The following is a 25,826-nucleotide window of genomic DNA, read 5'->3' as shown; positions in this document are numbered from 1 at the left end:
TAACCAGCGTTCGGGTTGGTCTGGCTCTCCAAAACAGGAAGGGGGCCTTGCGGGCCCCCTTCGGATCAACTGCGATGCGGTTCGCTTACTTCTTGGTGCGCAGCTTGCGGTGCGCGCCAAGGTCGAGCACTTCGGAAGGACCGCCGTCGTTCTCGAGCAGGCCGAGGCGGCGGGCGACTTCCTGGTAGGCCTCTTCTTCACCGCCGAGGTCGCGGCGGAAGCGGTCCTTGTCGAGCTTTTCGCCGGTGACCATGTCCCACAGGCGGCAGCCATCGGGGCTGATCTCGTCCGCCAGGATCACGCGGGCGTAGTCGCCGTCCCAGATGCGGCCGAATTCCAGCTTGAAGTCGACGAGGCGGATGCCGATCGCGGCGAACATGCCCGACAGGAAGTCGTTCACGCGGATCGCCATCGAAGACATGTCCTGCATCTCTTCGTTGTTGGCCCAGCCAAAGCAGGCGATGTGCTCTTCGGCGACCATCGGATCGCCCAGCGCATCGTCCTTGTAGTAGTATTCGATCAGGGTGTGCGGCAGCGGTTCGCCTTCCTCGATGCCGAGGCGCTTGGAGATCGAGCCCGCGGCGACGTTGCGCACGACGACTTCGAGCGGAATGATCTCGACCTGGCGGACGAGCTGTTCGCGCATGTTGAGGCGGCGGATGAAGTGCGTGGGGATGCCGATGTGGGCGAGGCGCGTGAACACGTACTCGCTGATGCGGTTGTTGATCACGCCCTTGCCGTTGATGGTGCCGCGCTTCTGCGCGTTGAAGGCGGTCGCATCGTCCTTGAAGTACTGGATCAGGGTGCCGGGCTCGGGACCTTCGTAAAGGATCTTGGCCTTGCCTTCGTAGATCTGGCGGCGACGCGACATGGGCGATTCTTTCCCTCAAGGACCTGCGCGCATCGTAGACCGCGCGCGGGAAATCAAAAGCCCCGGCAAGGCGAGCCGTCGCGACAGGCGACCGCATCGGGGCGAGCCGGGGCGTGGAAGCGAGGCCCTTAGGGGAAAAGCGGCAAAAGCGCAATTGCGGGCGCGGCGTGGGCGAACGTTCGACAAGATCGAACGAAACGTGCCAGTTTATCCGGCTTATCGGAAATGCGGGAACGGGTCATATCGGCATCGGTTTTCCGCCGGACCCCTCTCCCCACCGGCGCCAACGTAAGGAATCACCGCCATGACCAAGGTCCTCGTCCTGTACTATTCGAGCTATGGCCACATCGAGACGATGGCCAACGCCATTGCCGAAGGCGCGCGCGCCGGCGGCGCCGAAGTCGACGTGAAGCGCGTGCCCGAAACCGCGCCGCTGGAAGTCGCGCAGGCGGCGCACTTCAAGCTCGACCAGGCAGCGCCGGTCGCCACGGTGGCCGAGCTCGAGAACTACGACGCGATCATCGTCGGCACCGGTACGCGCTTTGGCCGCATCAGCAGCCAGATGGCTGCGTTCATTGACCAGGCGGGCGGCCTGTGGGCGCGCGGCGCGCTGAACGGCAAGGTCGGCGCGGCGTTCACCAGCACCGCCAGCCAGCACGGCGGGCAGGAGACGACGCTTTTCTCGATCCTGACCAACCTGCTGCACTTCGGCATGACCATCGTCGGGCTCGACTACGGCTTCCAGGGCCAGCTCGACAATTCGGCCGTCCATGGCAGCGCGCCCTACGGCGCGACCACCATCGCCAACGGCGACGGCAGCCGCCAGCCGAGCGATGTGGAGCTGGCCGGCGCCCGCTACCTTGGCGAGCGTGTGGCGAAGACAGCCGCGAAGCTGTTCGGCTAAATATCGCAAAGCGCCGACAAAACGGGGAGGGGCGGGACTCGACAAACCGCCCCTTTGCCGTTAGGGGCGCGCCTTTCCATTATTGGGGCCGGTCGGAACCGGTCCTCGACCGGAGCGCGCATCATGAAGGCCAACATTCACCCCGACTACCACACCATCAAGGTGCAGATGACCGACGGCACCGTGTTCGAAACCCGCTCCACCTGGGGCAAGGAAGGCGACACGCTGGCGCTCGAAATCGATCCCACCTCGCACCCGGCGTGGACCGGCGGCACGCGTCAGCTGGACCAGGGCGGCCGCGTTGCCCAGTTCAACAAGCGCTTCGGTGGCCTCAGCCTCAAGCGCTGATCGGCGCTTTCAAGGCTTCGAGACAAAGCAGAAGGGCGGCCTTGCGGGGCCGCCCTTTTCGTTTGCGCGGCGGACGCGTAAGCACCCTTGGCATGGCTGATATCCGCTCCACGAGACCGAACGGCTTCTCACTTGTCGAGATGATGGTCGTGCTGTTCGTGATGGCCCTGCTCGCCAGCGTGGTGGTGCTGATGCTGCCGGGCGATGCCGACCGGCTGCGGCGCGAGAGCGAACGCTTCGCCGCGCGCGTATCGGCCGCGCGGGACGAAGCCATTGCCGGCGGTGCGCCGGTTGCCGTGGTGGTGAGCGAGGCAGGCTATTACTTTGAAGTGCGACGTGCGGGCGCCTGGTCCCCGGCCGAGGGGCAGGGGCTGTCGCTTTCGAACTGGAGCGACGGCACGACCGTCGCCGTTGCGGTGGCCGGCGGGCAGAGCGGAGGCCGCGCGCGCATCGTGTTCGACCCCGTCGGCCTTGCCAGCAGCGAGCTTCGCCTGCGCATTGCCCGGGGGAAGGCGACGCGCAGCGTCACCATCGCGCGCGACGGCGCGGTGAGGGCCGATGCCGCGTCCTGAGGCCGAGCGCGGTTTCACCCTGCTCGAGCTGCTCGTCGCGCTCGCGGTGTTCGCCGTGGCCGCGCTGGCGCTGGTCCGGCTCGAAGGCGCGAGCCTGCGCCAGACCGCCGATCTCGACCAGCGGCTGCTGCGCGAAGTGGTGGCGCAGAATATGGCCAACGAAATCCTGACCGACCCGTTGCCGCCAGGCGAAGGCGCGGCCAGCGGCACGATCCGCAATGCCGGGCGCCAGTTCCAGTGGCAACGGAACGTGGCGCGCGATCCCGCGCTCGGCGTGCTCGCGATCTCACTGTCGGTCCGCGAAGTGACTTCGGGCCGGCAGAGCCAGGCGACGACGCTGCAGTTTGCAAGGGTGCCGGCGGCATGACGGCGCGCAAATCCGACGCGGGCTTCACCCTGATCGAGATGCTGGTCGCGCTTGCTGTCTTCGCGTTGATCGCGGGGGGCGCGCTGATGCTGTTGCGCTTCAGCGTCGAAGCCGAACTCGGCGCACGGCGCAAGACCGAGGCGATGGCCGCAGAGCGCCGCTTCCTGTCGGTCTGGAACGCCGATCTCGCCCAGGCCGCGCCACGTCCGGCGCGAGACGAGGCGGGCAACGATCATCCCGCCTTCGAGGTGGGCGGTGCGGTGCTGCTGCGATTTGTCCGCAGCGGCTGGAGCAATGTCGATGGCGCCGCGCGGCCCAGCCTGCAGAAAGTCGAATGGCGCTGGAACGGCAAGGCGCTGGTGCGCAGCGGCTATCCGTTCCCCGATGGCGCCGCGCCCGATCCCGAAAGCGCCATGCTGCCCCTGGCTGCTCCGCCAACCCTGCGCTTTCGCACGGCCGATGGCGTGTGGCGCGATTCCTGGGAGCCGCTGCGCGTGGCCGAACTGCCGGTGGCGGTCGAACTGCTGCTGCCGCAGCCGGGCGGCGAACCGCTCCGCGTGGTCTCGCTCGTCGGGGTGAATTACCAGTGACGGCCCCCCTGCCGGCGGAGCGCGACAACGAACGCGGGGCGGCGCTGCTTTCGGTGCTGCTGCTGGTTGCGGTGATGGCGGTGCTGGCGGCCGTGATGCTGGACCGGCTCAACCTCGCGACGCGGCTGGCCGGCAATGCACAGGGCATGACGCGGGCGCGCCTGATCGCGATGAGCGCCGAAAGCGCGGCGCTGGCGCGATTGCAGGCGCTTGTTTCGGCAAACGGAGACCGAACGGTCGACCCGGCCGGACTGCTGTCGCGCGATCTGCCTGTGCCGATCGCCGGGGCGACGGTGACGGTGCGGATCGACGATGCCGGCAACTGCTTCAACGTCAATTCGCTGGTCGAACAGGGCATCGATGGCCGGCTCACACTGCGTGTCGCCGCGCTGACGCAACTGCGTGCGCTGATGGCGCAGGTGGGCATAGAGGCCAACGAGGGCGCGCGGCTGTCCGACGCCATGGCCGACTGGATCGACAGTGATTCGGTGCCGCTGACCAACGGGGCGGAGGACGAAACCTATCGCGCCATGCCGGTGCCTTACCGCACCGCTAACCGACTGATCGTCGATATCACCGAGCTGCGCGCGGTGCGCGGCATGACCGGCCAGCTGTACCAGCGCCTGCGGCCCTGGCTCTGCGCCTTGCCGGCGCCCGATCTCTCGCCCATCCAGCTCAATACGCTGCGGCTCGATCAGGCGCCCTTGCTGGTGATGCTTGCGCCCCAGGCGATCAGGCCGGACCGCGCGCGGGCGGTTATCGGCGCAAGGCCAAGGCTTGGCTGGGAATCGAGCGCGGATGCGATACGCATGCTCGGCGTGGGCGGCACTGGCGTGGGCGCTGTGCCGGTTGGACAGCTGACCATGCGCAGCCGCTGGTTCCTGCTGACCCAGACCGTGCGCGTGGCGTCAACCACGCTGGAAGAGCAGGCGCTGGTCGATACCGGCGTCACCCCGGCACGGATCGCCTTCCGCAGCTGGGGCGACGAAACCGGGCGTTGACCGGCGCGGTCTGCCAATCGTTGGCGGCCTGCAAGTTTTCGCTTTTCATTTCACCTGCGTTCTGCAAAGGGGCTCGCCCGCACGGAGCGTTGCTGATAACGCTCCACGTGGCTTGTGGCGATCGTAGCTCAGTTGGTTAGAGCGCCGGTTTGTGGTACCGGAGGTCGAGGGTTCGAACCCCTTCGATCGCCCCATTCTTCCCCTTGATCAAGGTTTTGCGCGGCGGAGCTGACACGCTCCGGCAGCATGTTCTTGCGCGGTCTTGCCCTTCCAAGACCCTTGCCGCGGGGCGGGGTTGGTGGCAATGGCGGACCCGAGCCGGCGTCGGGGGTCGCATCGGCTTCGTCGGATTCGACCAGTCCCCCAAGGCCAGTATCGCCGGTCCATGCACGGTTTTGCCAATCCTGCCCGCTTCCTTCGCCTTGCGCGCTGGCTGACGCCGCTACTGCTGGTGCCGGGTCTGATCCTTGCGCTGGGTGCGCTTGCCTGGGGCTTCTTCGTCGTGCCGCCCGATCGGCTGATGGGCGATACCGTGCGCATCCTGTTCATCCACGTACCCTCCGCCTGGCTTGGCATGGCCGGATGGTCGACCATCGCCATCTCCAGCATCGTCGAACTCGTCTGGCGCCATCCGCTGTCCGGCATTGCCGCGCGGGCGGCCGCCGTGCCGGGGGCGGTGTTCACCGCGATCTGCCTTGCCACCGGATCGATCTGGGCGCGTCCGACGTGGGGCACCTGGTGGGTGTGGGACGGCCGGCTGACCAGCTTCCTGGTGCTGCTGTTCCTCTATTTCGGCTACATCGCGCTCGCCGGCGCTGCGCAGCGCGATGCTGCCGCGGGCGGCGGCGCCAGCCGCGTGACCGCGATTTTCGGCTTGGTTGGCGCAATCAACATTCCGATCATCAACCGCTCGGTGGTGTGGTGGAACAGCCTGCACCAGCCGCCTTCGATCACGATGGGCAAGTCTGCCATCGACGGCACGTTCCTGTGGCCGCTGCTGATCGGCGCCGTGGGCTTCTCGCTCGTGTTCGGCGGCGTGGTGCTGATGCGCATGCGCACCTTGCTTGCCGACATTCAGGCCGAGGCGCGCTTGCGCCGCAAGGCGATGGCATGAAGGCGGGGCGCAAGCGGGGAAGCACCGATGCATGAAGGGCTCAACCAGTGGCAATATGTCTACGCCGCGCTGGCGATCGGCGTTGTCGGCACGCTGCTGCTCGTCGGCTGGAGCCTTGCCGCCATGCTGCGTGCGGAAAAGCGCCGGGACAAGGTGAAGGGTAGATGAGCGCGATCAAGGCCAAGCATCAGCGGCTTGTGCTGCTCGTCATTGCGGCGATCGCATTGATCGGCGCGGGACTGCTCGCCGCCTGGGCGCTCAAGAACCAGGCTGCCTATTTCTATGTGCCCAGCGATCTCGTCGCCCATCCGCCCGAAGCGGGCCGGGCGGTCCGGCTGGGCGGCATGGTCGAAAAGGGTTCGATCAGCCACGCCGCCGATGGCGTGACGGTCAACTTCGTCGTCGGCGACGGCAAGGCGCGCGTGCCGGTGCGTTTTACCGGCATCACGCCGGACCTGTTCGTCGAAGGCTCGGGCGTGGTTGCCGAAGGGCGCATGGAAGGCCAGACGTTCGTGGCCGACAACCTGCTCGCCAAGCACGATGAAAAGTATGTGCCGCGCGAAATGAAGGACATGACCGCGCAGCAGGCCAAGCAGGTGGTGGCAGAAACCAAATGATCGCTGAATTGGGCCTCGCCGTCCTGTGGATGGCCGCCGCGCTGGCGGTGCTGCAGCTTGTCGCGGGTGTTCTCGCGCTGCGGCCCGAAGGACGGCAGATCGCTGGGCTTGTCCGCCCCGTTGCGGTCATGCAGGGCGTGCTTGTCGCGGCCGCGCTCGCCGCGCTGATCACGCTGTTCCTGACCACGGACCTCTCGGTCAAGCTGGTCGCGGAAAACAGCCATTCGATGAAGCCCTTCATCTTCAAGCTGGCGGGGACCTGGGGCAACCACGAAGGCTCGATGCTGCTGTGGGTCACGATCATGGCGGTCGCCGGTGGCTTCGTCGCGCTGATCGAAAAGAGACTGCCGGAAAACACCCTGATTGCGACGCTGGCCGGGCAGGCTTTCGTCAGTCTGGGCTTCTACGCCTTCCTGCTGCTGTCGTCGAACCCGTTCCAGCGTCTGCCCGAGCCCGCGCCCGAAGGCGCCGGTTTGAACCCGCTGCTGCAGGACATAGGCCTCGCGTTCCATCCGCCCACTCTCTACGTCGGCTACGTCGGCCTTTCGATCGCGTTCAGCTTCGCCGTGGGTGCGCAGGTCACGCGTGATGTCGGCCCGGCCTTTGCCCGCGCCATGCGCCCCTGGGTGCTGGGGGCGTGGATCTTCCTGACGCTGGGCATCACCGCTGGATCGTACTGGGCCTACTACACGCTCGGCTGGGGCGGTTGGTGGTTCTGGGACCCGGTCGAGAACGCCTCGCTGATGCCCTGGCTCGCCGCGACGGCGCTGTTGCATTCCTGCTCGGTGCTCGCCAGCCGCAATGCGCTGAAAGCGTGGACCGTCATGCTGGGCGTGATCGCGTTCTCGATGTCGATGGTCGGCACGTTCCTCGTGCGCTCGGGCATCCTCACATCGGTTCACGCCTTCGCGGTGGACCCGGAGCGCGGCTCGTTCATTCTCGCTCTGCTCGCCATCTACATCGGCGGGGCGCTGACGCTGTTCGGTCTGCGCGCCTCGACCGTGACCGAAGGCGCACGGTTCAGCTTCGTCAGCCGCGAGGCGAGCCTCGTGTTCAACAACGTGATGCTGTGCGGCATCCTCGGCATCGTGCTGGTCGGTACGCTCTATCCGCTGCTGACCGAAGCGATGGGGGTGAAGGTGTCGGTGGGGCCGCCCTACTTCAACCCCGTGTCGGCCGTGTTCGCGATCCCGATGATGCTGGTGATGGGCGTGGGGCCGCTGCTGCGCTGGCGGCAGGACAGCCTTGACGGCAAGGGCGCCGGGCGCGTCACGCTGCCGGTGGGCGTTTGTGCGCTGCTGTCGGCGGCGGTGCTGCTCGGCGTCGAGCTCATGGCCCCGCAGATCAAGCTGCTGCCGGCATTGGGCCTTGCCATCGCCGCTGGGCTTGCTCCGGCGAGCTTCCTGCCCTTGCGCGGCCGCAACCTGCGCCGCACGCCGCTGGCCACATGGGGCATGGTTTTCGGCCACTTCGGCATTGCCGTGGCGCTGTTCGGCATGGCAAGCGAAAGCGCGTTCTCGACCGAGCGGCTCGCCGCGATGCGCCCGGGCGATACGCAGCAGGTCGGGCCCTACACCGTGAAGCTCGAAGGCATCGGCCCCGTTGCCGGGCCGAACTGGACCGCGCTCGAAGCGACCGTTTCGGCAAGCTATTCCGGTGCCGCGCCGGCGATCCTGCACCCGCAGGCGCGCACTTTCTCCAACCCGCCGGGCAACCGCACCGAAAGCGCGTTGAAAACACGCTGGAACGGACAGCTTTATGCCGTGCTCGGCGAAGAGGGCGAGGATGGCCGCTGGCAGATGCGTTTCTGGTGGAAGCCGTTCGTGCCGATGATCTGGTATGGCGGCGCGCTGATCGCGTTCGGCGGCCTGCTCGCGCTGCTGGGCCGCGTTGCCGCCGATGTCCGCCGCCTGGTCGCGACCGGCAAGATCGCCTACCGCCGTAGCCGCAAGGCGCAGCTGGGAGTGGGCAAGTGAACGACCGGACTCCCGCCAAGAAGCCCGGCCTTGCACTGTGGCTGCCGCTGATCTTGTTCGCCGGCTTCTTCGCTCTGGTGATCTGGGGCCTCGTCCGCCCGGCCGACCGCGAAGTGGCCAGCGCCTTCATCGGCAAGCCGCTGCCGCAGTTCGACCTGCCGCCCGCGATCGACGAGCGGCCCGGCCTGGCTACGTCGGTGTTCAAGGCGGGCAAGCCCCGCCTGCTCAACGTCTTTGCCAGCTGGTGCGTGCCTTGCGCGGTCGAATCGCCGCAGCTCGCCCAGCTCGCCGGGCAGGGCGTGGAGATCGACGGCGTCGCCATCCGTGACCGCAAGGAAGACGTCGCCCGATTCCTTGCCCAGAACGGCAACCCCTTCGCCCGCATCGGCAAGGATGACCTGAGCCAGGTCCAGCTCGCGATCGGCTCGTCGGGCGTGCCCGAGACTTTCGTCGTCGATGGCAAGGGCGTGATCCGCTACCAGCACATCGGCGACATCCGGCCCGAAGACGTGCCGATGATCCTGTCCAAGCTCGAAGAGGCGGGCAAGTGATGCGGCGCCTGCTCATTGTGCTGTGCGCGTTGTTTCTCGCGCCCACGCTCGCGCCTGCGCAGGATTCGATGCCGCCCGCGCCCTACGCCTATCGCCAGCTCGACGATCCGGCGAAGGAGGCCAAGGCGCAGGCGCTGATGGAAACGCTGCGCTGCCTCAAGTGCCAGAGCCAGTCGATTGCCGACAGCGATGCGCCGATGGCGGGCGACATGCGCCACCAGGTCCGCACCCGCATCGCTGCGGGCGAGGATCCTGAAGAAATCCGCCAGTGGCTGATCGAACGCTATGGCGACTATGTCAGCTACACGCCGCAGGTGAAGCCGATCACCTGGCCGCTGTTCGCCGCGCCGCTGGTGATCCTCGCGCTCGCCGCGCTGCTCCTGCGTGGACGCTTCCGCCGCAAGGCCGACAACGAAGGCGACAAGCCATGACCTGGATGCTGATCCTGCTCATCGCCGCTGCGGTCTTCGCGATCCTCGCCTTCGTGCTCAGGATCCCGCGTGCGGGATGGGAGATCGCCGGTGCTGCGCTGTTGTTCGGCGTTGCCGGTTACGCGCTTCAGGGGCACCCGGGCTATGCCGGCGCGCCCAAGCAAGCGGTCGAAACCGATAAGACCGCCGATTCCGCACTGCTCAAGCAGCGGCAGGAGATGGGCGATGCCTTCGGCAAGGGCGCGACGTGGCTGACGCTGGCCGATGCGCTTTCGCGCCAAGGCCAGTTCCGTGCCGCCGCCGACGTGCTCAAGACCGCGGTGGAGAAGAACCCCGAGGATGCCGACCTGTGGGTTGCCTATGGCAATGCGCTTGTCGGCCATAGCGACGGGCTGATCACGCCGGCCGCGCAGTTCGCCTTCCAGAAGGCGGCGCAGATCGCACCCGATCACCCCGGGCCGCCGTTCTTCATGGGCCTCGCCCTCGCGCAGTCGGGCAAGCTGGCCGATGCGCGCGCCATCTGGGCCGAGCTGCTGCGCCGCTCGCCCGCCGATGCGCCTTATCGTGCCGATCTCGAAAGCCGCCTTGCGCGACTCGACCAGATGCTGGCGGCGAGCGGGCAGGCAATGCCGCCGCCTGCGGCCCCGGCGCCCGAAGCCAGCACGTCCGCTCGCTGAAACCCGCACGGAACCCCGATGAATCAAGGGCGTTGCACCTTCGCGACGGCTCGTCTTCACTCCCATTGCGGGGGCTTGGGGGCAGTGCTAAGCGCCGCGCCGGTCCGGGCCCGTTGTGGGTTCGGGCGGACATGGTCAATCAGGACTGGGCCGTAATGGACTGGGCAATGGCCGGGGATCGCTTGGCATGAACGACGCCGTTGTTGGGTCCGAAAACGCGGACGCGCCGCTATCCGGAGAAGGGGCGGGCGGTCACGGCCATGCGCATGCTGATGGGCAGGCGGGTCACCAAGCCGGTCATCATCAGGGCAGCCTGCTCAAGATGGCGGTCGGCGCGATCGGCGTCGTGTTCGGCGATATCGGTACCAGCCCGCTCTACGCGCTGCGCGATACCTTCGCCGGGCACCATCCGCTCCCGCTCGATCAGCTCCACGTCTATGGCATCATCAGCCTGATGTTCTGGTCGATGATGATCATCGTGACGCTGAAGTACGTCTCGGTGATCATGCGCGCCGACAACAAGGGCGAAGGCGGCAGTCTTGCCCTGCTTGCGCTGATCAACCAGCACACCACCGGCAATCGCTGGGGCAAGGGCATCATCCTGCTGGGGGTGTTCGCAACCGCGCTTTTCTATGGCGATTCGATGATCACGCCGGCCGTCTCGGTGATGGGCGCGATCGAAGGCGTGGCCGTCTACCAGCCCGAAATGCATCCGTTGATCGTGCCGATGGTGGTGACGATCCTGATCGGCCTGTTCCTGATCCAGTCGCGCGGCACCGAAAAGGTTGCGACCTTCTTCGGTCCGATCATGCTGTTCTACTTCGCCACGATCGCAGTGCTCGGCCTCGTCAGCATCGCGCAGATGCCGCAGGTGATTTCCGCACTTTCGCCGCACCACGCGGTGGAAATGTTCCTCGCCGATCCGTTCCGCGGATTCCTGGCGATGGGCGCCGCCGTGCTGGCGGTGACCGGGGCAGAGGCGCTTTATGCCGACATGGGCCATTTCGGTCGCAGCCCGATCCGCATGTCGTGGCTGGCCTTCGTGCTGCCTGCGCTGGTGCTCAATTACCTGGGCCAGGCCTCGCTGCTGATGCGCAATCCGGCCGCGCTCGAAAGCCCGTTCTATTTCCTCGCGCCCGACTGGTTCCAGTGGCCGCTGCTGATCATCGCCAGCCTTGCTGCGGTGATCGCCTCGCAGGCCGTTATCTCGGGCGCGTTCTCGGTCACGCAGCAGGCGATCCAGCTCGGTTTCATCCCGCGCATGACGATCAAGCACACCTCCACCGCAGCCGGGCAGATCTACATCCCGGTGATCAACTTCGCGCTGATGATCGCGGTGATCCTGCTGGTGCTGGTCTTCCAGCGTTCGTCGAACCTTACCGCGGCCTATGGCATCGCCGTCACCGGCGCGATGCTGATCGACAATTTCCTGCTCGCGGTGGTGCTGTTCAAGCTGTGGCATTGGAAGAAGCCGCTGGCCATCGGCCTGCTGACGATGTTCTTCCTGATCGACGGCGGTTACCTTGGTGCCAACCTGACCAAGATCCCCGACGGGGGCTGGGTGCCGCTGCTGATGGGCATCGCGATCTTCACCCTGCTGACCACATGGTCGCGCGGGCGTGCGCTGATGCGCCAGGGCATGGCGGAAGGCTCGATCCCGCTCGAAGTCTTCACCAAGTCCGCGCATTCGAGCGCCACGCGCGTGCCCGGCACGGCCGTGTTCATGGCCTCGACCGTGGCAGGCGTGCCGTCGGCGCTGCTGCACAACATCAAGCACAACAAGGTGCTGCACCAGCGCGTGGTGATCCTGACCGTCCACATCGAGGACGTGCCCTATGTCGAGCCGGCTGAGCGTTCGACGGTCAAGGATTTCGGCAACGGCTTCTATCGCCTGACCCTGCGCTTCGGCTTCCTGGAGGAAACGGACGTGCCGGCGGCGCTTCGCACCGTGACGATGTGCGGCGAAGCGTTCGACATGATGAAGACCAGCTTCTTCCTGTCGCGCCAGACGCTGATTCCGTCGGACAAGCCGGGCATGGCACTGTGGCGCGAAAAGCTGTTTGCCTGGATGCTGCGCAACGCGGCCAGCGCGATGGAATTCTTCCGCCTGCCGACGAACCGCGTCGTCGAACTGGGTAGCCAGCTCAAGATCTGAGAGCCATTCGATTTCCGATGCACTACCCCATTGGATTTGGGGGCACAGCTGATAGTTATACCCTCTTCGCAGGGGACAAAGCTTCGCAATCATGTCGGATTCCGCAATGCTGCTGGAAATCCTCGACGCGCAGCTCGAGATGGTGTGCCGGTACAAGGCGGACGGAACGATCCTGTTCGTGAACCGCGCCTATGCGCATAGCCTTGGCGAACAGCCGAAGGCGCTTGCCGGTCGCTCGCTCTGGGATTTCGTCTCGGACGAGGATCGCGACGCAGTGCAGGAGCAGCTTGGTCAGCTTGCGCCCGACAATGTCGAGACAACCATAGAGAACCGGTTCGAGACCAGTTCCGGCCCTCGCTGGACGCTGTGGCGCAACCATGCGCTGGAATTCGACGATGCGGGCCGCCTGCTCGTCGCCCAATCGACCGGGATCGACATCACCGAGCGTCGGGTGCTCGAAGAACGCAACGATTTGCTGATCGGCGAACTCAACCACCGCGTGAAGAACACCTTGATGGTGGTCCAGGCCATGGCGCAGCAGACCTTTCGCGACGTGCGACTGCCAACCGGGCCGATCGAGACTTTCAACGAACGGCTCTCCGCTCTCGCTGGCGCGCACACCATGCTCAGCCGCGCCAACTGGGGCGGGAACACCTTTGACGAGATCGTGCGCCAGGGTACCGCGATATGCCGCCGCGGGACGATCCGCGCAGCCGGGCCACAGGTCATCATTCCCGCAGAGCCGACGGTCCCGCTGATCATGGTGCTGCACGAACTGTCGACCAATGCGATGAAGTACGGTGCGCTGTCGGTCGATGGCGGGTGGGTCGAAGTCGATTGGGGGCTCGATGCCGCCGCTGGCCGTCTTGCCATGGTATGGCGCGAACTGGGTGGCCCATCCGTCGCGCCACCGTCGCGCAAGGGCTTCGGCTCGCGGATGATAGAAGGCGCGGTACAGCGCCAGTTGAGTGGGGAATCAAGCGTCGACTACGCGCCACACGGGCTCGTCTGCCGGTTTGCCTTTCCCCTGGGAGGATCGAAGTGAACCTGACCGGAAAACGCATTCTCGTCGTCGAGGACGAATTCATCGTCGCGGCGATGATTGCCGACATCCTAGAGGACGAAGGCGCACAGGTGATCGGACCCGCCGGAACGCTGGCAGAGGGACTCGAACTCGCCGGGGGGGAGCGGCTGGATGCCGCGGTGCTCGACTGGAACCTGGGCGGGGAGCCTGGCGCGCCCGTGGCGCGTGCCCTGCGGGACAAGGGCGTCCCCTATGTGATCGCCACCGGTTACGGAATGGTGCAGGACGAATTCGCCGAAGTGACAGTCCTGTCCAAGCCGTACCGGCCGGGCGCGCTCGTCGAGGAACTCGCCCGGCTCACGGCCGCTTGAAACCCTAGGGGTCTCAGTCCTTCTTGGACTTCGACACGGGCTCGTTCTGCATGGTGGCTTCGGCTTCGGCCGCGCCTTCCTTCACGTGATTGCCCATCTTGTCGGCGGCGACAGCGGCCTTGTCGGCGGCCGCATCGGCCTTGTCGACGGCGTCGCTGGCCGCGGCACCCACGGCGTCTGCGCTGTCCTTGGCAACATCACCCACCTTGTCCGCTGCGTTGCCGACGTCGTTGGCGGCCGAGCTGGCGGTGGCGGCGGCATTGTCCTGCGTCTTTTCAGAGCAGGCGGCGAGCGAAAGGGCACCGGCGGCGGCGAGCGACATGGCTGCGATGGAAAGCTTGCGCATAAGGGGTCTTGCTCCAATCCCTGAACATGGGTCCCGTCCGACGTCGCTGTGACGCCGGACATGGCCCGCCAACGCCCGCTCGCGCCAAACGGTTCCGCCAAAACGCGAACGGCGCGCCGTCCGCCCGGGACGACGCGCCGCTCGAAGCGCTCGGTGGCTGCGATCAGCCGAGGTTGGCGCTGACCATGCAGTACAGCATCGGCAGCGACAGCAGCAGGTTGGTGCGGCTGGCGATCAGGGCGCGCGGGGCGGCGGCGGCCTTCTCTTCGGCGGTCGCTTCGACGATGCCGAGGATCTTCTTCTGCGCCGGCCAGATGATGAACCACACGTTGAACGCCATGATGATGGCGAGCCACATGCCGACGCCGATCAGCTTCACGTTGCCTTCCCCGCTGAAGGTCAGCGCGGCGTGGCCATAGCCGTCGATGATCGAGATGCCGAGCCCGGTGATCAGCGTCAGCAGCGCGCCATAGCGGAAGAAGAAGAACACCTTCGGCGCGATGTGGCCGGTGATCGCGCCCTTCTGCTCGGCCGGGATCTTGGGCATCGTCGGCACCTGGACGAAGTTCAGGTAGTAGAGCAGGCCGATCCAGACGATCCCGAAGAAGACGTGCAGCCAGCGGAAGATCGAATTCCCGTCGACCGGCGCGCTGTCGGCAAAGCCGAGCATCACGGCGATGGCCGCGACAAGGCCGATGCCGAGAATAAGGTGCAGATTTCCGAAGAGCTTGGCCATTATTTCCCCCTAATTCCAGTATCTTGAAGCAGATGGGCGACTGGCAGCGCCACTGCTCGCGGCGAAACTAGCCGCCGTGGGGAAAATGTCACACCTTTTTGGCCGTGCGACAAGCCGTTTCAATCATGCGGTGGGTTCTGCTCGACCGTGTCCGCCTGCTCTTCGCCAAGCCCATGGCGCATCAGCATGGGGATCTGCGCGAAGGTGAACAGGAACGAAAGACCGGTCACCCCCCACAGCTTCGCCTGCAGCCAGCCATCGAAGCTGAGCGTATGCCGCAGCACTTCGTTCAGCGCGGCGAGGAACAGGAAGAAGAACGCCCAGTTGCGCGACAGCTTCATCCAGCCTTCGTCGGAAAGCCCGTCGAACGCACTTTGCAGCAGCGTGCGCAGCACGGCCTTGCCGCGCCACAGACCACCGAACAACACGGCGGCGAACAGCAGGTAGATCGCAGTCGGTTTGACCTGGATCCAGAACGGATCGCCCAGCAGCACTGTCAGCGTGCCGAAGCCCATGATCAGCGCCGTCGACAGCCACAGCATCGGCGAGATCTTGCCCAGCCGCCACTTCGACACGATCAGCGCCACCACCGTCGCGCCCATGAACGCCAGCGTAGACTTGGTCACCGCCACCGCAGAGCCGAGGTCCGCGCCGCCATACGCATCGCCCTTGGGACTGAACATGCGATAGGCAAGGAAGAACACCAGCAGCGGCCCGTAATCGACCGCGAGGTTGATCCAAGAAGACTTGGGCTTTGGACTGGGTGCTTCAGCCATGGCTCATCTCAAAACCGTCCGTCCTGAGCTTGTCGAAGGACCGTCCTTCTTGTGACCGCATCGTCGCTGAAGGGAAAAGGCAGCCCTTCGACAAGCTCAGGGCGAGCGGGGCGGGGTGGCGGAGGTTTGGGGGCAAGCTCACTGGAACACCCCCGCGATGACCTTGGCGACGAGATCGGGATCGAACGGGCGCAAGTCGTCGATCTTCTCGCCCACGCCGATGGCATGGATGGGGAGGCCATACTGCTCTGCCGCAGCGACCAGCACGCCGCCCCGCGCCGTGCCGTCGAGCTTGGTCATGATCAGGCCCGAAACGCCCGCCACTTCCTTGAAGATCTCGATCTGCTGCAGCGCGTTCTGGCCGTTGGTGGCATCGAGCACCAGCACCACGTCGTGCGGCGCTTCGGGGTTCAGCCGGCCGAGCACGCGACGGATCTTGGCGAGTTCGTCCATCAGCTCGCGCTTGTTGTGCAGGCGCCCGGCGGTATCCACGATGAGCGCGTCGATCCCGGTCTCGGTCGCCGACTTCACCGCGTCGAACACGATCGAGGCGGGATCGCCGCCTTCGGGCCCGGTGGTGATCGGCACGCCCAGCCGGTCCGCCCACACCTTGAGCTGGCCGATCGCCGCCGCGCGGAATGTATCGCCCGCGGCCAGCATCACGCCATAGTCCTGTTCCTGGAACAGGTGCGCAAGCTTGGCGATGGTCGTGGTCTTGCCCGACCCGTTGACGCCGATGACCAGGATCACCTGCGGTCGCGGGAAGGCGACGATGTCGAGTGGCTTGGCCACCGGGCGCAGGATCGCGGCGATTTCCTCGGCCACCGCCTCGCGAATGGCGCGATCGTCGATCCCGGCCTCGAACCGCGCGGCGGCGAGCCGTTCGCGGATGCGCGACGCGGCGCGCGGGCCAAGGTCGGACAGGATCAGCGCATCCTCGATATCGTCGAGCTGCTCGTCCGACAGGCGGGTCGTGCCGGAAAAGCCGGCAAGGTTGCCGACCAGGCGTTCCGAGGTCTTGCGGAAGCCCCCGAGCAGACGGTCGGACCAGCTTTCGCTACTCATGCCAGCATTCCTTCGACGATCCTTGTAGGCTTCAACGTGACGAGACTGCCCGGCAGGGTGCCTTCGGGCAGACGATAGGGGGCGAAGTCCGGGGCATGGCCGGTGCCGTCGCGTTCGGCAAGCACTTGCGCCGCAACGCCGACGCGCGAAGCCAGCCAGCGTTCCCGGTTCGCGGCCACGGCGGCACGTACTTCCGCCGCGCGTTCGCGCACCAGAGGCGGGGCGACCTGCGGCATCCGCGCGGCGGGCGTGCCTGGACGGGGCGAATAGGGGAAGACGTGGCCGTGCACGATATTGCAGGCGGCCACGATCGAGACGTTGTCGGCATGCATGCCGGCGTCCTCGGTGGGGAAGCCCGCGATCAGGTCTGCCCCTATCGCGATTCCGGGCCGGGCGGACTGCAGCCGTTCGACCAGCGCGATCGCCTGCGCGCGGCTATGGCGCCGCTTCATCCGCTTGAGGATCATGTCGCTGCCCGATTGCAGCGAAAGGTGGACGTGCGGCATCACGCGCGCCTCGCCGGTGATCAGCTCGAACAGCAGGTCGTCGATCTCGATGCCGTCGAGCGAGGACAGCCGCAGCCGGGGAAGGGTGGGGCAGGCGGCCAGAAGCTCGGCCACCAGATCGCCGAGCCTGGGCTCGCCGGGCAGATCGGCACCCCAGCTGGTCACGTCCACGCCGGTCAGCACCACTTCGTTGACGCCCAGCGCAAGGTGGCGCTCCACCTGCCGCACGACGTCGGCAACCGGCAGGGAGCGGCTCGCCCCGCGGCCCTGCGGAATGATGCAGAAGGTGCAGGCATGGTCGCAACCGTTCTGCACCGGCACGAAGGCGCGGGTGTGATGCGCGCTTGCACGCAGTGGGGCGGAATCGGGCGTGGCCGGATCAAGCGCGGCGGGAAGGGCCGCCGGCTCGCCCCGCCACGCGGCGGGATCGCTCTTGGCATCGTTCGGCACCACGCCATCGACTTCGCTCATCGCGGCGAAGGCGTCCGGCTCGATCGTCGCGGCGCAGCCGGTCACCAGCAGGCGGGCGTCGGGATGTTCGCGGCGCAGGCGGCGCACCGTGCGGCGCGACTGGCGCACGGCTTCGGCGGTCACCGCGCATGAATTGACCACCACCGTCGGCGGGCCATCGGCCAGCACGGCACGGATCGCCTCGCTCTCGGCAAGGTTCAGGCGGCAGCCGAGAGTCACGACCTCTACCGTCACGCCGGGCCGATCATGCCGGGAAGTCCGAATCCTCGAAGGTGCCTTCGAAGCTCGTCGCCGCAGGCCCGGTCATCAGGATCGAGCCATCCTCGCGCCAGGCGATGGTCAGCGTGCCGCCAGGCAGGTCTACCCGGGTGGTGCGGCCGACCAGCTTGCGCCGCATCGCGCCGATCGCGGTGGCGCAGGCGCCGGTGCCGCACGCTCGCGTCAGGCCGACCCCGCGCTCCCATACGCGCAGGCGCAGGTGGTCGGAGCCGACCACACTCGCTACGTTGACGTTGACGCGCGCCGGAAACAGCGGGTCGGTCTCGATCACCGGCCCCAGCCGGGCAAGGTCGACCGCATCGCAGTCGGGCACGAAGAAGATCACGTGTGGATTGCCGACGTTGACGGCGGTCGGGTCGCTCAGGTCTTCCCAGCCGACCGGCATGGTCAGCGTGTCCATCGCGTAGGCAAGCGGGATGGCGTCCCAATCGAACCGGGGCATGCCCATGTCGACGCTGACGCCGTCTGCCCCCGCGCTTGATGCGATCGTCCCGCCAAGCGTCTCGATCCGCTGCTCGCCGCCCAGCAGCAGGCCGACCGCGCGGCTGGCATTGCCGCAGGCTTCCACTTCGCCGCCGTCGGCGTTGAAGATGCGCATGCGCACATCGGCGATCTCGCTCGGTTCGAGCACGATCAGCTGGTCGCAGCCGATCCCGGTGCGACGGTCGGCCAGCGCGGCGGCACGGGCGTTGGACATGACGACGGCGCGCGCACGCGCGTCGATCACGATGAAATCGTTGCCAAGGCCGTGCATCTTGCGAAAGGGCGTGCGCATGGCGCGCGATCTAGGCGCGTCTGCCGCGCGGTGCAATGCGCCAGACCGGAAAGGACCGGGCGAAAGATCGGGCGGGGGCGGCTCAGCCCTGCGCGAAACGCGAAGGCGGCGTGCTTTCGCTGTCGCGGGGTTGGGCCTCGGGCTTCGGCGCCATCAGCCCCTGCGCTGCCAGCGCGGCGCTGACGTCCTCGGCGCACACGGGTTCGCCATAAAGGAAGCCCTGGCCCTTGAACCGGCCGTACTTGCGCAGTTCTTCCAGCACGACGTCGCTCTCGATTCCCTCTGCGGTGATCGGAAGGTCCATGCCGCGTCCGAGAGAGGAGATTGCCTCGACGATCGTCGAGCTGTCCTTGCTGCGGCCCAGCGTCGAAACAAAACTGCGGTCGATCTTGATCCTGTCGAACGGCAGGGTGCGCAGCTGGGACAGGCTTGAATAACCGGTGCCGAAATCGTCCAGGCTGATCGTGATGCCTTGGTTGCGCAAGCTGGTGATCAGCGAGCGCACCACGCCCACGTTTTCGTGCAGGCAGGTTTCGGTGATCTCGATGTCTAGCCGGCTGGGCGGAAAGTTCGCCTCGACCAGCAGCTTCAGGATCTTCTGCGCAAACCAGGGATCGCGCAGCTGGATCGGCGAAATGTTCACCGACAGCGTCAGCCGCGGATCCCAGTCGCGGGCATCGACCAGCGCCTGCCGGATCAGCCCTTCGGACAGCGGCGCGATCACGCCCATTTCCTCGGCGATGGGAATGAACACTTCCGGGCTGACCAGGCCGAAGCGCGGGCTTTTCCAGCGGGCCAGCATCTCGAACCCGGTCAACTCGCCGCTCTCGAGATCGACCTGCTTTTCGTAGAATGGCACGAATTCGCCCGCTTCGATGCCGTCGCGGATGCCGCGTTCCAGCTCGGAGCGGAACTGGATCTCGCGTTCCATCGAAGGATCGAACCAACAATAGCGGTCGCGCCCGGCTTTCTTGGCCTGATACATGGCAAGGTCCGCGCGGTGCTGCAGTCGGTGTGACAGCTCGTTCGGTCTTGCATCGGGCAGAACGTCGCTGCGGGCGATTCCGATCGAGCCGGTGATTTCCAGTGTCGCGCCATTCCATGCGATCGGCAGCGCGATCGCCTGGTTGAGCCGCGCGGCAAGGCCCTCGATCGCGGCTACATGGCCGGGCGGGAAGGCGGCGGCACAGACGAATTCATCGCCGCCCAGCCGCGCCAGCACCGAAGCATCGGGCAGCAGCGCGCGCAGGCGCTTGGCGGTTTCGACCAGCACGGCATCGCCGGCCTGATGGCCGTGGAGATCGTTCGATCGCTTGAACCGGTCCAGGTCGATCACCGCCAGCACGATGTCGTCGCCGCTGCGCGCGGCCCGGGCAATCAACGCCTCGATCGCAGGGTCGACGCTGCGGCGGTTGAGGCAACCGGTCAGCGCGTCTGTCTCGGCCAGCTGCCGGGCGGTTTCCTCGGCATTGCGGCGTTCGTGCACTTCGCGCGTCAGCTCGGCATAGCGGCGCCAGCCGAAGATGATCAGCGCGATGTTGAGGATCAGCGCATTGCCCAGCGCGGCATCGGCGTGCCCGTCGCCATAGGCGATATTGCGCACGATCGGGGCAAGTACACTCGAACCGGTGCCGACAAACAGCAGGATCGCCGCGACGAGGATGCCCAGCGCCACCACATCGCGTTCGGCACGCTTGAGCGGCGCGGGGCGTGCTTGCCCATCCGCCATGTTTGCATCGTTCCCCGCCATGCCCGACTGCCTTGTTCCCGTCGCAAGTCCCCCCGAAGCTCTACGCATGACGTCCTCAATTTTCGGTTAATCTCCTTTCCTGTGGGCCTGACGGGGCTGGGTGGCGCGCGGAAAAGCTTGCGTTGGCGGGGCCAGTTGGATAGGGGGCGCGGGTCCGCAGCTGCACCCGTGGTGTGTCTGCGACAGATTCGACGATGGCCGATGATGCCACACGCTGGTCTGCGAGGTTTCGCACACCGGCGTTTTTGGCGTTTGGCGGCCGATAGGAGTGTGGCGCGTGTTCGATAGTCTGTCAGACCGGCTCAGCGGCGTATTCGATCGCCTGCGTGGTCGCGGCGCGCTGCAGGAAGAAGACGTTCGCGCCGCCATGCGCGAAGTGCGCATCGCGCTGCTCGAGGCCGACGTAGCGCTGCCCGTCGTCCGCCGTTTCGTCGATCAGGTTACCGAACAGGCCGTCGGCCAGCAGGTGCTCCGCTCGGTCACGCCGGGCCAGCAGGTCGTCAAGATCGTCAACGATGCGCTGGTCGAAATGCTCGGCGGCGGCACTGCCGACCTCGATCTCAACGCCGCGCCGCCGGTCGTGATCATGATGGTCGGCCTGCAGGGCTCGGGCAAGACCACCAGCACTGCCAAGATCGGCAAGCTGCTCAAGGAAAAGCAGGGCAAGAAGGTCCTGATGGCCTCGCTCGACGTCAATCGTCCGGCGGCGCAGGAACAGCTGAAGGTTCTCGGCGAACAGGCGGGCGTCGCCACGCTGCCGATCATCGTCGGCCAGCAGCCGGTGGAAATCGCCACCCGCGCGATCAACGCGGCCAAGCTGCAGGCGGTCGACGTCCTGCTGCTCGACACCGCCGGCCGTCTCCACGTCGATCAGGCGCTGATGGACGAGATGAAGGCGGTCGCCGCCGTGTCGCGTCCGAAGGAAACGCTGCTCGTCGTCGATTCGCTGACCGGCCAGGACGCGGTCAACGTCGCGCAGAACTTCGCCGGCGAAGTCGATCTTACCGGCGTGGTGCTGACCCGCATGGACGGCGATGCCCGTGGCGGCGCCGCGCTGTCGATGCGCGCGGTCACCGGCAAGCCGATCAAGTTCGCCGCCACCGGCGAAAAGCTCGACGCGATCGAGGCCTTCCATCCCGAACGCGTCGCCGGCCGCATCCTCGGTATGGGCGATATCGTCTCGATCGTCGAAAAGGCGGCCGCGACGATCCAGCAGGAAGACGCCGAAAAGCTTGCCGCGCGCATGGCCAAGGGTCAGTTCGACATGAACGACCTGCGCACCCAGCTGCGCCAGATGCAGAACATGGGCGGCCTCGGCATGCTGGCAGGCATGCTGCCAGGCATGAAGAAGGCCAAGCAGGCGATGGCCCAGTCGGGCATGGACGACAAGGTCCTGCTCCACATGGACGCGATCATCGGCTCGATGACGCCCAAGGAGCGCGAAAAGCCCGAACTGCTCAACGCCAAGCGCAAGATCCGCATCGCCAAGGGCTCCGGCACGCAGGTGCAGGACGTCAACAAGCTGATCAAGATGCACATGGAAATGGCCAAGGCCATGAAGCAGATCAAGAAGATGGGCGGCCTGAAGGGCCTCGGCGCGCTGTTCGGCAAGGGCGGCCTGGGCGCTGCCATGCCCGGCCTCGACCAGCAGATGGGCAGCGGAATGGGCGGCCTTGGCGGCGGTCTGGGAGGCCTCGGCGGCGGCAATGGAATTGGCGGTCTTCCGGGATTGGGCGGCGGCATGCCGGGCAATCTGGGCGACCTGCTCAAGAAGAAGTGAATTTGATCCAGTTACTCGGAAAGGTGAAGTAAATGTCTGTTTCCATGCGTCTTTCGCGCGGCGGTTCGAAGAAGCGCCCTTACTACAAGATCGTCGTCTCGAACAGCCGCGCCCCGCGCGATGGCAAGTATCTCGAGCAGGTCGGCACCTACAACCCGCTGCTCGCCAAGGATGACGAAAACCGCGTTCGCATCGTCGAAGACCGCGTCCGCTACTGGCTGGGCGTCGGCGCGCAGCCGACCGACCGCGTCGCCCGCATGCTCGACAAGGCCGGGATCAAGGAACGCGCCGCCACCAACAACCCGCAGAAGGCCGAGCCCGGCAAGAAGGCCAAGGAGCGCGCCGAGGAAAAGGCCGAGAAGCTGCGTGAAGCCGAAGAAGCTGCCGCCGCTGCTGCTGCTGCTCCGGCCGAAGAAGCTCCGGCTGAAGCCGCTGCCGAAGAGCAGGCCGAGGCCTGATCTTGCGCGATCGGTCCGTCACGCTCGCCGCCATCACCGGTGCGCACGGCGTGACGGGCGAGGTCCGCTTGAAGCTGTTCGGTGAAGGCGTGGCGGCGCTCAAGCGCTACCGCGCCTTCAACGATTCCACGCTGACGGTCAGCGCGATGCGCGACGATGGCAAGGGCGGGGCCATCGCCCGCTTCGCCGAAGTCGCCGATCGCACGGCGGCCGAACGCTTGCGCGGCACGGCGCTGACCGTTCCGCGCACGGCGCTGCCGCCGCTGGCCGATGGCGAATACTACCACGCCGACCTGATCGGCCTGCCTGCGGTTTCCACCGCCGGCGAACCGCTCGGCACCTGCATCGCGGTCGACAACTACGGCGCGGGCGACGTGCTCGAAATCGAGCGTCCGCCGACCGAAGACGGCAAGAAGCCCCGGCGCTTCATGGTGCCGATGCGCCCTGAAGCCGTGCCCGACTGGAACGACGAGCGGCTGCTGATCGAAGCCGCCTTCGCGGAAGATTGAAGGCATGGCTTTCGTCATCGCCGCACTGGTGCTGATCGGTCTGCCCGCCGTTCTGGCGACCATATTTTCGTGGGGCATCGCCGCCCGCTTCCCCTACAGGCCGCGCTGGCAGCGCATCGCGCTCGCCGCCGTGCCCGCCGGCCTTGCCCCGGTTACCCCCGGCCTCATTTCCGTCTGGCGCGCCTATCGCCTGACGACGCTGGTGCCGCTCGGCGCGGTGTTCGCGCTTGGCCTGATCGTCGCGCTCGTTGTCGGCGTGCCCGCCGCCTGGCGTGCGACGCGGCCCAAGGCCTGATCTTAGATTCGAAAAGGCGTTGGCATCCCCGCTAGCGCGCTGCACTCTCCTGCGATGGTGTGGGGAGGGGGCAATATGAGAACGGCAACCGGACTTTTCGCGGCAATGCTTGCATTGCAGCCGTTCAGCGCTCAGGCGCAACAGGCCCAGCCCGACATTGCCGCGCTCGATCCGCAGATCGACGGCATCCTGACGAAGTGGATGGCGAGCAACCACGTTCCCGGCCTCGTTTTCGGCGTGGTCAGGGACGGCCGCCTCGCCTACGTGAAAAGCAAAGGCGTGCAGGACATCGAGCAGAAGCGCCCGGTCACGCCCGATACGCTGTTCCGCATCGCCTCGATGACCAAGGCGTTCACCGCGCTCTCCATCCTCAAGCTGCGCGACGAAGGCCGGCTCGGGCTCGATGATCCGGCCGACCGTTACGTGCCCGAACTGCGCGGCTGGACCTATCCCACCAGTGATTCCCCGCGCATCACGATCCGCGACCTGCTCACCCACACCGCCGGATTCGTCACCGACGATCCATGGGGGGATCGACAGACGCCCCTCTCGCAAACGGCGTTCACCACCTTGCTGCGCGCTGGCGTGCCCTTCACCCGCGCGCCAGAGCAGCGCCACGAATATTCGAACCTCGGCTACGCCATCCTCGGCCGCGTCATCGCCAACGTGACCAAGGCGCCCTACCGCAATTACGTCGAACAGCGCCTCCTCACGCCCCTGGGCATGACGGCGAGCGGCTTCGACGTCCTAGCCCACCCCAGGGACAAGCGCGCGATCGGCTATCGCTGGGAAAACGAGGCCTGGGCGCAGGAGCCGACCATGAAGGACGGCGCCTTCAATTCCATGGGCGGGCTGGAGGTCAGCGCCACCGACTATGCCAAGTGGCTCGGCTTCCTCCTCTCCGCCTGGCCCGCCCGCAACGATCCCGAAACCGGTCCGGCGCGTCGCGCGACCGTGCGGCGCATGGCGCAGGGGCTGAATTTTGCCGCCGTATTCCACCGCTACGCCACCGGGGGCGACAAGCAGTGCCCCGGCACGGTGTCCTATGGTATGGGCTGGCGCGTGATCGGCGATTGCGACTACGGCACGGTGCTCGCCCACGGAGGCGGCTTCCCCGGCTACGGCAGCCACGTCATGGTCCTGCCCGAATTCGGCGTCGCCTTCTTCGCGCTGACCAACAGGACCTATTCCGGCCCCAGCCAGCCGGTGTGGGACATCGCCGCCCTGCTGCGCGAAAAGGGCGTGATCGCAAAGCGCACCGAGCCCGTATCGCAAGATCTCGGCAGTTTCTACGCCGCCGCGCAAGCCGTCTGGGCCGCCGGCACCGTCGATCCGCTGCAAGGCCGTGTGTCGATGAACTTCCCGATGGACCGCACCGCTGCCAACTGGGCGAAGGTGCTCGCCGAGACCAAGGCCAGATCCGGCCCCTGCGAAATCGGTGCCCCCGTCCAGCCCGACGGCGCGATGAGCGGCATGTTCACCTGGCCCTGCGCCAACGGAAAGATCACCGGCACCCTGATCCTCGCCCCGACCAGGCCAATCACCCTGCAATCGCTGAAATACGTCTTCGAGCCCAAGGGCTGAAAGAGAGCGCCTCGAGCGCGGCCACATTGCGAAAGTGATCGATGCAGGCCATTGGCTGGAACCATGACCTTCACCGCCACCGTCCTCACGCTCTATCCCGAGATGTTCCCCGGCCCTCTCGGCGTCAGCCTTGCGGGCCGTGCGCTGCGTGAGGGGACGTGGGCGATGGAGGCGGTCCAGATCCGCGACTTCGCCATCGACAAGCACAAGACCGTGGACGATACCCCCGCCGGCGGCGGCGCAGGGATGGTGCTGCGCGTCGATGTGCTCGCCAGGGCCATCGACCACGCGCGCGCCCGATCCTCCCCGAGCTTGCTCGGGGAGGGGGACCACCCGCAGGGTGGTGGAGGGGCGCTTGCACCGCATTCCCCTCCTCCACTGCCTTCGTCAGCGGTCCCCCTCCCCGAGGCAAGCTCGGGGAGGAATGACCGCCCGGTCATCGCGCTCACCCCCCGCGGCAAGCCGCTTACCCAGGCCCGCGTGCGCGAACTGGCGCAAGGGCCCGGCGTCATCCTCGTCTGCGGGCGCTTCGAGGGTTTCGATGAGCGCATCTTCGAGGGCCGCAATGTCGAGGAAGTGTCGGTCGGCGACATCGTGCTGTCGGGCGGGGAATGTGCTGCGCTGATGCTGCTCGATGCTTGCATTCGGCTGCTTCCCGGCGTAATGGGCGCGCCTTCAAGCGGGCATGAGGAGTCGTTCGAGAACGGCCTCCTTGAATATCCGCACTACACCCGACCTGCTGAGTGGGAAGGGCGCACGATCCCTGAAGTGCTGCGATCGGGGGATCATGCGAAGATCGCGGCTTGGCGCAAGTCACAGTCCGAGATCGATACACGGCTACGCAGGCCGGACCTTTGGGAGCGCCACACCGGCGTTCGGGTCCAGTCTGCCTCTGGTGCGCGGCACGAAGTGCAGGACGATTGAAAA

General features: G+C 66.5%; 30 protein-coding genes and 1 tRNA gene. 23 read left to right on the top strand and 8 right to left on the bottom strand.

From position 1 onward, the window contains the following. Nucleotides 1–85: 85 nt before the first annotated feature. Entirely contained in the window at nt 86–871 is a 786-nt protein-coding gene (gene purC / locus AACH40_RS12465) for a phosphoribosylaminoimidazolesuccinocarboxamide synthase (protein ID WP_169491978.1), read from the bottom strand. A 304-nt stretch (nt 872–1,175) separates the two neighbouring features. On the opposite strand from purC, the gene wrbA reads away from it, so the two are divergent. The 17 genes from wrbA (at nt 1,176) to AACH40_RS12380 (ending at nt 13,569) form a co-directional block, all read left to right on the top strand. After that, nucleotides 1,176–1,775, top strand: coding sequence for an NAD(P)H:quinone oxidoreductase (gene wrbA / locus AACH40_RS12460; protein WP_338642684.1), 600 nt, complete (start codon nt 1,176–1,178; stop codon nt 1,773–1,775). Nucleotides 1,776–1,898: 123 nt separating this feature from the next. Further along, the gene (rpmE, locus tag AACH40_RS12455; RefSeq protein WP_169491980.1) at nt 1,899–2,123 is read left to right on the top strand and encodes a 50S ribosomal protein L31; all 225 of its coding nucleotides are present in this window, start codon (nt 1,899–1,901) and stop codon (nt 2,121–2,123) included. 92 nt (nt 2,124–2,215) lie between these two features. Then, on the top strand, nt 2,216–2,695 hold the full coding sequence (locus AACH40_RS12450) for a GspH/FimT family pseudopilin (RefSeq protein WP_338642683.1): 480 nt from the start codon (nt 2,216–2,218) through the stop codon (nt 2,693–2,695). Beyond that, entirely contained in the window at nt 2,682–3,062 is a 381-nt protein-coding gene (gspI, locus tag AACH40_RS12445; protein ID WP_338642682.1) for a type II secretion system minor pseudopilin GspI, read from the top strand. The genes AACH40_RS12450 and gspI overlap by 14 nt, the downstream gene beginning before the upstream one ends. Next, the gene (gspJ, locus tag AACH40_RS12440) at nt 3,059–3,652 is read left to right on the top strand and encodes a type II secretion system minor pseudopilin GspJ (protein ID WP_338642681.1); all 594 of its coding nucleotides are present in this window, start codon (nt 3,059–3,061) and stop codon (nt 3,650–3,652) included. Before gspI ends, gspJ begins: the two co-directional genes overlap by 4 nt. Continuing rightward, on the top strand, nt 3,649–4,653 hold the full coding sequence (gspK, locus tag AACH40_RS12435; protein WP_338642680.1) for a type II secretion system minor pseudopilin GspK: 1,005 nt from the start codon (nt 3,649–3,651) through the stop codon (nt 4,651–4,653). Before gspJ ends, gspK begins: the two co-directional genes overlap by 4 nt. Nucleotides 4,654–4,770: 117 nt before the next feature. Beyond that, nucleotides 4,771–4,847 (top strand) — tRNA-His (locus tag AACH40_RS12430). Between the two features lie 191 nt (nt 4,848–5,038). Then, nucleotides 5,039–5,767 (top strand): heme ABC transporter permease CcmC, encoded by a 729-nt coding sequence (gene ccmC, locus AACH40_RS12425; RefSeq protein WP_169491985.1) that lies wholly within the window; start codon nt 5,039–5,041, stop codon nt 5,765–5,767. A 27-nt stretch (nt 5,768–5,794) separates the two neighbouring features. Continuing rightward, entirely contained in the window at nt 5,795–5,935 is a 141-nt protein-coding gene (locus tag AACH40_RS12420; protein ID WP_169491986.1) for a hypothetical protein, read from the top strand. Next, the gene (gene ccmE / locus AACH40_RS12415) at nt 5,932–6,384 is read left to right on the top strand and encodes a cytochrome c maturation protein CcmE (protein WP_338642679.1); all 453 of its coding nucleotides are present in this window, start codon (nt 5,932–5,934) and stop codon (nt 6,382–6,384) included. The genes AACH40_RS12420 and ccmE overlap by 4 nt, the downstream gene beginning before the upstream one ends. Then, nucleotides 6,381–8,360 carry a heme lyase CcmF/NrfE family subunit gene (locus AACH40_RS12410; RefSeq protein ID WP_338642678.1) on the top strand — a complete coding sequence of 660 codons (1,980 nt, stop codon included), beginning with the start codon at nt 6,381–6,383 and terminating at the stop codon, nt 8,358–8,360. Before ccmE ends, AACH40_RS12410 begins: the two co-directional genes overlap by 4 nt. Beyond that, nucleotides 8,357–8,911 (top strand): DsbE family thiol:disulfide interchange protein, encoded by a 555-nt coding sequence (locus tag AACH40_RS12405; protein WP_169491989.1) that lies wholly within the window; start codon nt 8,357–8,359, stop codon nt 8,909–8,911. Before AACH40_RS12410 ends, AACH40_RS12405 begins: the two co-directional genes overlap by 4 nt. Beyond that, entirely contained in the window at nt 8,911–9,342 is a 432-nt protein-coding gene (locus AACH40_RS12400) for a cytochrome c-type biogenesis protein (protein WP_169491990.1), read from the top strand. Before AACH40_RS12405 ends, AACH40_RS12400 begins: the two co-directional genes overlap by 1 nt. After that, entirely contained in the window at nt 9,339–10,019 is a 681-nt protein-coding gene (locus AACH40_RS12395; RefSeq protein WP_338642677.1) for a tetratricopeptide repeat protein, read from the top strand. Before AACH40_RS12400 ends, AACH40_RS12395 begins: the two co-directional genes overlap by 4 nt. Before the next feature lie 187 nt (nt 10,020–10,206). Continuing rightward, nucleotides 10,207–12,174: a potassium transporter Kup gene (locus AACH40_RS12390; RefSeq protein WP_422394856.1), complete on the top strand. Its 1,968-nt coding sequence runs from the start codon at nt 10,207–10,209 to the stop codon at nt 12,172–12,174. A gap of 91 nt (nt 12,175–12,265) precedes the next feature. Then, nucleotides 12,266–13,219: a sensor histidine kinase gene (locus AACH40_RS12385; protein ID WP_338642676.1), complete on the top strand. Its 954-nt coding sequence runs from the start codon at nt 12,266–12,268 to the stop codon at nt 13,217–13,219. After that, nucleotides 13,216–13,569 (top strand): response regulator, encoded by a 354-nt coding sequence (locus AACH40_RS12380; RefSeq protein ID WP_169491349.1) that lies wholly within the window; start codon nt 13,216–13,218, stop codon nt 13,567–13,569. Before AACH40_RS12385 ends, AACH40_RS12380 begins: the two co-directional genes overlap by 4 nt. A gap of 13 nt (nt 13,570–13,582) precedes the next feature. On the opposite strand, the gene AACH40_RS12375 is transcribed toward AACH40_RS12380, so the two are convergent. The 7 genes from AACH40_RS12375 to AACH40_RS12345 all read right to left on the bottom strand — a co-directional run bounded on the left by AACH40_RS12375 (nt 13,583) and on the right by AACH40_RS12345 (nt 20,273). Beyond that, the gene (locus AACH40_RS12375) at nt 13,583–13,915 is read right to left on the bottom strand and encodes a hypothetical protein (RefSeq protein WP_169491993.1); all 333 of its coding nucleotides are present in this window, start codon (nt 13,913–13,915) and stop codon (nt 13,583–13,585) included. A 163-nt stretch (nt 13,916–14,078) separates the two neighbouring features. Next, on the bottom strand, nt 14,079–14,651 hold the full coding sequence (locus tag AACH40_RS12370) for a urate hydroxylase PuuD (RefSeq protein ID WP_169491994.1): 573 nt from the start codon (nt 14,649–14,651) through the stop codon (nt 14,079–14,081). Between the two features lie 119 nt (nt 14,652–14,770). Next, the gene (locus tag AACH40_RS12365; RefSeq protein ID WP_338642675.1) at nt 14,771–15,427 is read right to left on the bottom strand and encodes an inner membrane-spanning protein YciB; all 657 of its coding nucleotides are present in this window, start codon (nt 15,425–15,427) and stop codon (nt 14,771–14,773) included. 138 nt (nt 15,428–15,565) lie between these two features. Continuing rightward, nucleotides 15,566–16,492: a signal recognition particle-docking protein FtsY gene (gene ftsY, locus AACH40_RS12360; protein ID WP_169491996.1), complete on the bottom strand. Its 927-nt coding sequence runs from the start codon at nt 16,490–16,492 to the stop codon at nt 15,566–15,568. Beyond that, nucleotides 16,489–17,703, bottom strand: coding sequence for a MiaB/RimO family radical SAM methylthiotransferase (locus AACH40_RS12355; RefSeq protein ID WP_338642674.1), 1,215 nt, complete (start codon nt 17,701–17,703; stop codon nt 16,489–16,491). Before AACH40_RS12355 ends, ftsY begins: the two co-directional genes overlap by 4 nt. Before the next feature lie 10 nt (nt 17,704–17,713). Then, nucleotides 17,714–18,523 carry a diaminopimelate epimerase gene (dapF, locus tag AACH40_RS12350; RefSeq protein ID WP_338642673.1) on the bottom strand — a complete coding sequence of 270 codons (810 nt, stop codon included), beginning with the start codon at nt 18,521–18,523 and terminating at the stop codon, nt 17,714–17,716. 82 nt (nt 18,524–18,605) lie between these two features. Beyond that, nucleotides 18,606–20,273 (bottom strand): putative bifunctional diguanylate cyclase/phosphodiesterase, encoded by a 1,668-nt coding sequence (locus AACH40_RS12345; protein ID WP_338642672.1) that lies wholly within the window; start codon nt 20,271–20,273, stop codon nt 18,606–18,608. Nucleotides 20,274–20,550: 277 nt separating this feature from the next. On the opposite strand from AACH40_RS12345, the gene ffh reads away from it, so the two are divergent. From ffh to trmD, 6 genes are all read left to right on the top strand, one after another. Beyond that, nucleotides 20,551–22,053, top strand: coding sequence for a signal recognition particle protein (gene ffh / locus AACH40_RS12340; protein WP_338642671.1), 1,503 nt, complete (start codon nt 20,551–20,553; stop codon nt 22,051–22,053). 32 nt (nt 22,054–22,085) lie between these two features. Further along, nucleotides 22,086–22,511 carry a 30S ribosomal protein S16 gene (rpsP, locus tag AACH40_RS12335; protein WP_169492001.1) on the top strand — a complete coding sequence of 142 codons (426 nt, stop codon included), beginning with the start codon at nt 22,086–22,088 and terminating at the stop codon, nt 22,509–22,511. A 2-nt stretch (nt 22,512–22,513) separates the two neighbouring features. Next, complete coding sequence (rimM, locus tag AACH40_RS12330; RefSeq protein WP_422394855.1) at nt 22,514–23,020, top strand: ribosome maturation factor RimM; 507 nt, start codon at nt 22,514–22,516, stop codon at nt 23,018–23,020. Between the two features lie 4 nt (nt 23,021–23,024). Continuing rightward, on the top strand, nt 23,025–23,315 hold the full coding sequence (locus AACH40_RS12325; RefSeq protein ID WP_338642670.1) for a hypothetical protein: 291 nt from the start codon (nt 23,025–23,027) through the stop codon (nt 23,313–23,315). A gap of 75 nt (nt 23,316–23,390) precedes the next feature. Further along, entirely contained in the window at nt 23,391–24,899 is a 1,509-nt protein-coding gene (locus AACH40_RS12320) for a serine hydrolase domain-containing protein (RefSeq protein ID WP_338642669.1), read from the top strand. A gap of 63 nt (nt 24,900–24,962) precedes the next feature. Continuing rightward, a complete protein-coding gene (trmD, locus tag AACH40_RS12315) occupies nt 24,963–25,823 on the top strand; it encodes a tRNA (guanosine(37)-N1)-methyltransferase TrmD (protein ID WP_338642668.1) in 861 nt (286 codons plus the stop codon). Nucleotides 25,824–25,826: the final 3 nt, after the last annotated feature.

Origin of the sequence: Novosphingobium olei, assembly GCF_037076535.1 — a bacterium.
GTDB classification, from domain to species: Bacteria; Pseudomonadota; Alphaproteobacteria; order Sphingomonadales; family Sphingomonadaceae; genus Novosphingobium; species Novosphingobium olei.
This window is presented reverse-complemented; position numbering and strand designations above follow the sequence as displayed.

Coding starts and splice junctions, on each gene's coding strand:
- AACH40_RS12385 (WP_338642676.1), top strand. CDS start 12,266: ATGTCGGATTCCGCAATGCTGCTGGAAATCCTCGACGCGCAGCTCGAG.
- AACH40_RS12410 (WP_338642678.1), top strand. CDS start 6,381: ATGATCGCTGAATTGGGCCTCGCCGTCCTGTGGATGGCCGCCGCGCTG.
- AACH40_RS12400 (WP_169491990.1), top strand. CDS start 8,911: ATGCGGCGCCTGCTCATTGTGCTGTGCGCGTTGTTTCTCGCGCCCACG.
- AACH40_RS12325 (WP_338642670.1), top strand. CDS start 23,025: ATGGCTTTCGTCATCGCCGCACTGGTGCTGATCGGTCTGCCCGCCGTT.
- gspJ (WP_338642681.1), top strand. CDS start 3,059: ATGACGGCGCGCAAATCCGACGCGGGCTTCACCCTGATCGAGATGCTG.
- rpmE (WP_169491980.1), top strand. CDS start 1,899: ATGAAGGCCAACATTCACCCCGACTACCACACCATCAAGGTGCAGATG.
- ccmE (WP_338642679.1), top strand. CDS start 5,932: ATGAGCGCGATCAAGGCCAAGCATCAGCGGCTTGTGCTGCTCGTCATT.
- AACH40_RS12365 (WP_338642675.1), bottom strand. CDS start 15,427: ATGGCTGAAGCACCCAGTCCAAAGCCCAAGTCTTCTTGGATCAACCTC.
- wrbA (WP_338642684.1), top strand. CDS start 1,176: ATGACCAAGGTCCTCGTCCTGTACTATTCGAGCTATGGCCACATCGAG.
- rpsP (WP_169492001.1), top strand. CDS start 22,086: ATGTCTGTTTCCATGCGTCTTTCGCGCGGCGGTTCGAAGAAGCGCCCT.
- AACH40_RS12375 (WP_169491993.1), bottom strand. CDS start 13,915: ATGCGCAAGCTTTCCATCGCAGCCATGTCGCTCGCCGCCGCCGGTGCC.
- AACH40_RS12395 (WP_338642677.1), top strand. CDS start 9,339: ATGACCTGGATGCTGATCCTGCTCATCGCCGCTGCGGTCTTCGCGATC.
- AACH40_RS12450 (WP_338642683.1), top strand. CDS start 2,216: ATGGCTGATATCCGCTCCACGAGACCGAACGGCTTCTCACTTGTCGAG.
- AACH40_RS12370 (WP_169491994.1), bottom strand. CDS start 14,651: ATGGCCAAGCTCTTCGGAAATCTGCACCTTATTCTCGGCATCGGCCTT.
- gspI (WP_338642682.1), top strand. CDS start 2,682: ATGCCGCGTCCTGAGGCCGAGCGCGGTTTCACCCTGCTCGAGCTGCTC.
- trmD (WP_338642668.1), top strand. CDS start 24,963: ATGACCTTCACCGCCACCGTCCTCACGCTCTATCCCGAGATGTTCCCC.
- AACH40_RS12320 (WP_338642669.1), top strand. CDS start 23,391: ATGAGAACGGCAACCGGACTTTTCGCGGCAATGCTTGCATTGCAGCCG.
- dapF (WP_338642673.1), bottom strand. CDS start 18,523: ATGCGCACGCCCTTTCGCAAGATGCACGGCCTTGGCAACGATTTCATC.
- purC (WP_169491978.1), bottom strand. CDS start 871: ATGTCGCGTCGCCGCCAGATCTACGAAGGCAAGGCCAAGATCCTTTAC.
- AACH40_RS12390 (WP_422394856.1), top strand. CDS start 10,207: ATGAACGACGCCGTTGTTGGGTCCGAAAACGCGGACGCGCCGCTATCC.
- ccmC (WP_169491985.1), top strand. CDS start 5,039: ATGCACGGTTTTGCCAATCCTGCCCGCTTCCTTCGCCTTGCGCGCTGG.
- AACH40_RS12345 (WP_338642672.1), bottom strand. CDS start 20,273: ATGGCGGGGAACGATGCAAACATGGCGGATGGGCAAGCACGCCCCGCG.
- AACH40_RS12420 (WP_169491986.1), top strand. CDS start 5,795: ATGCATGAAGGGCTCAACCAGTGGCAATATGTCTACGCCGCGCTGGCG.
- ftsY (WP_169491996.1), bottom strand. CDS start 16,492: ATGAGTAGCGAAAGCTGGTCCGACCGTCTGCTCGGGGGCTTCCGCAAG.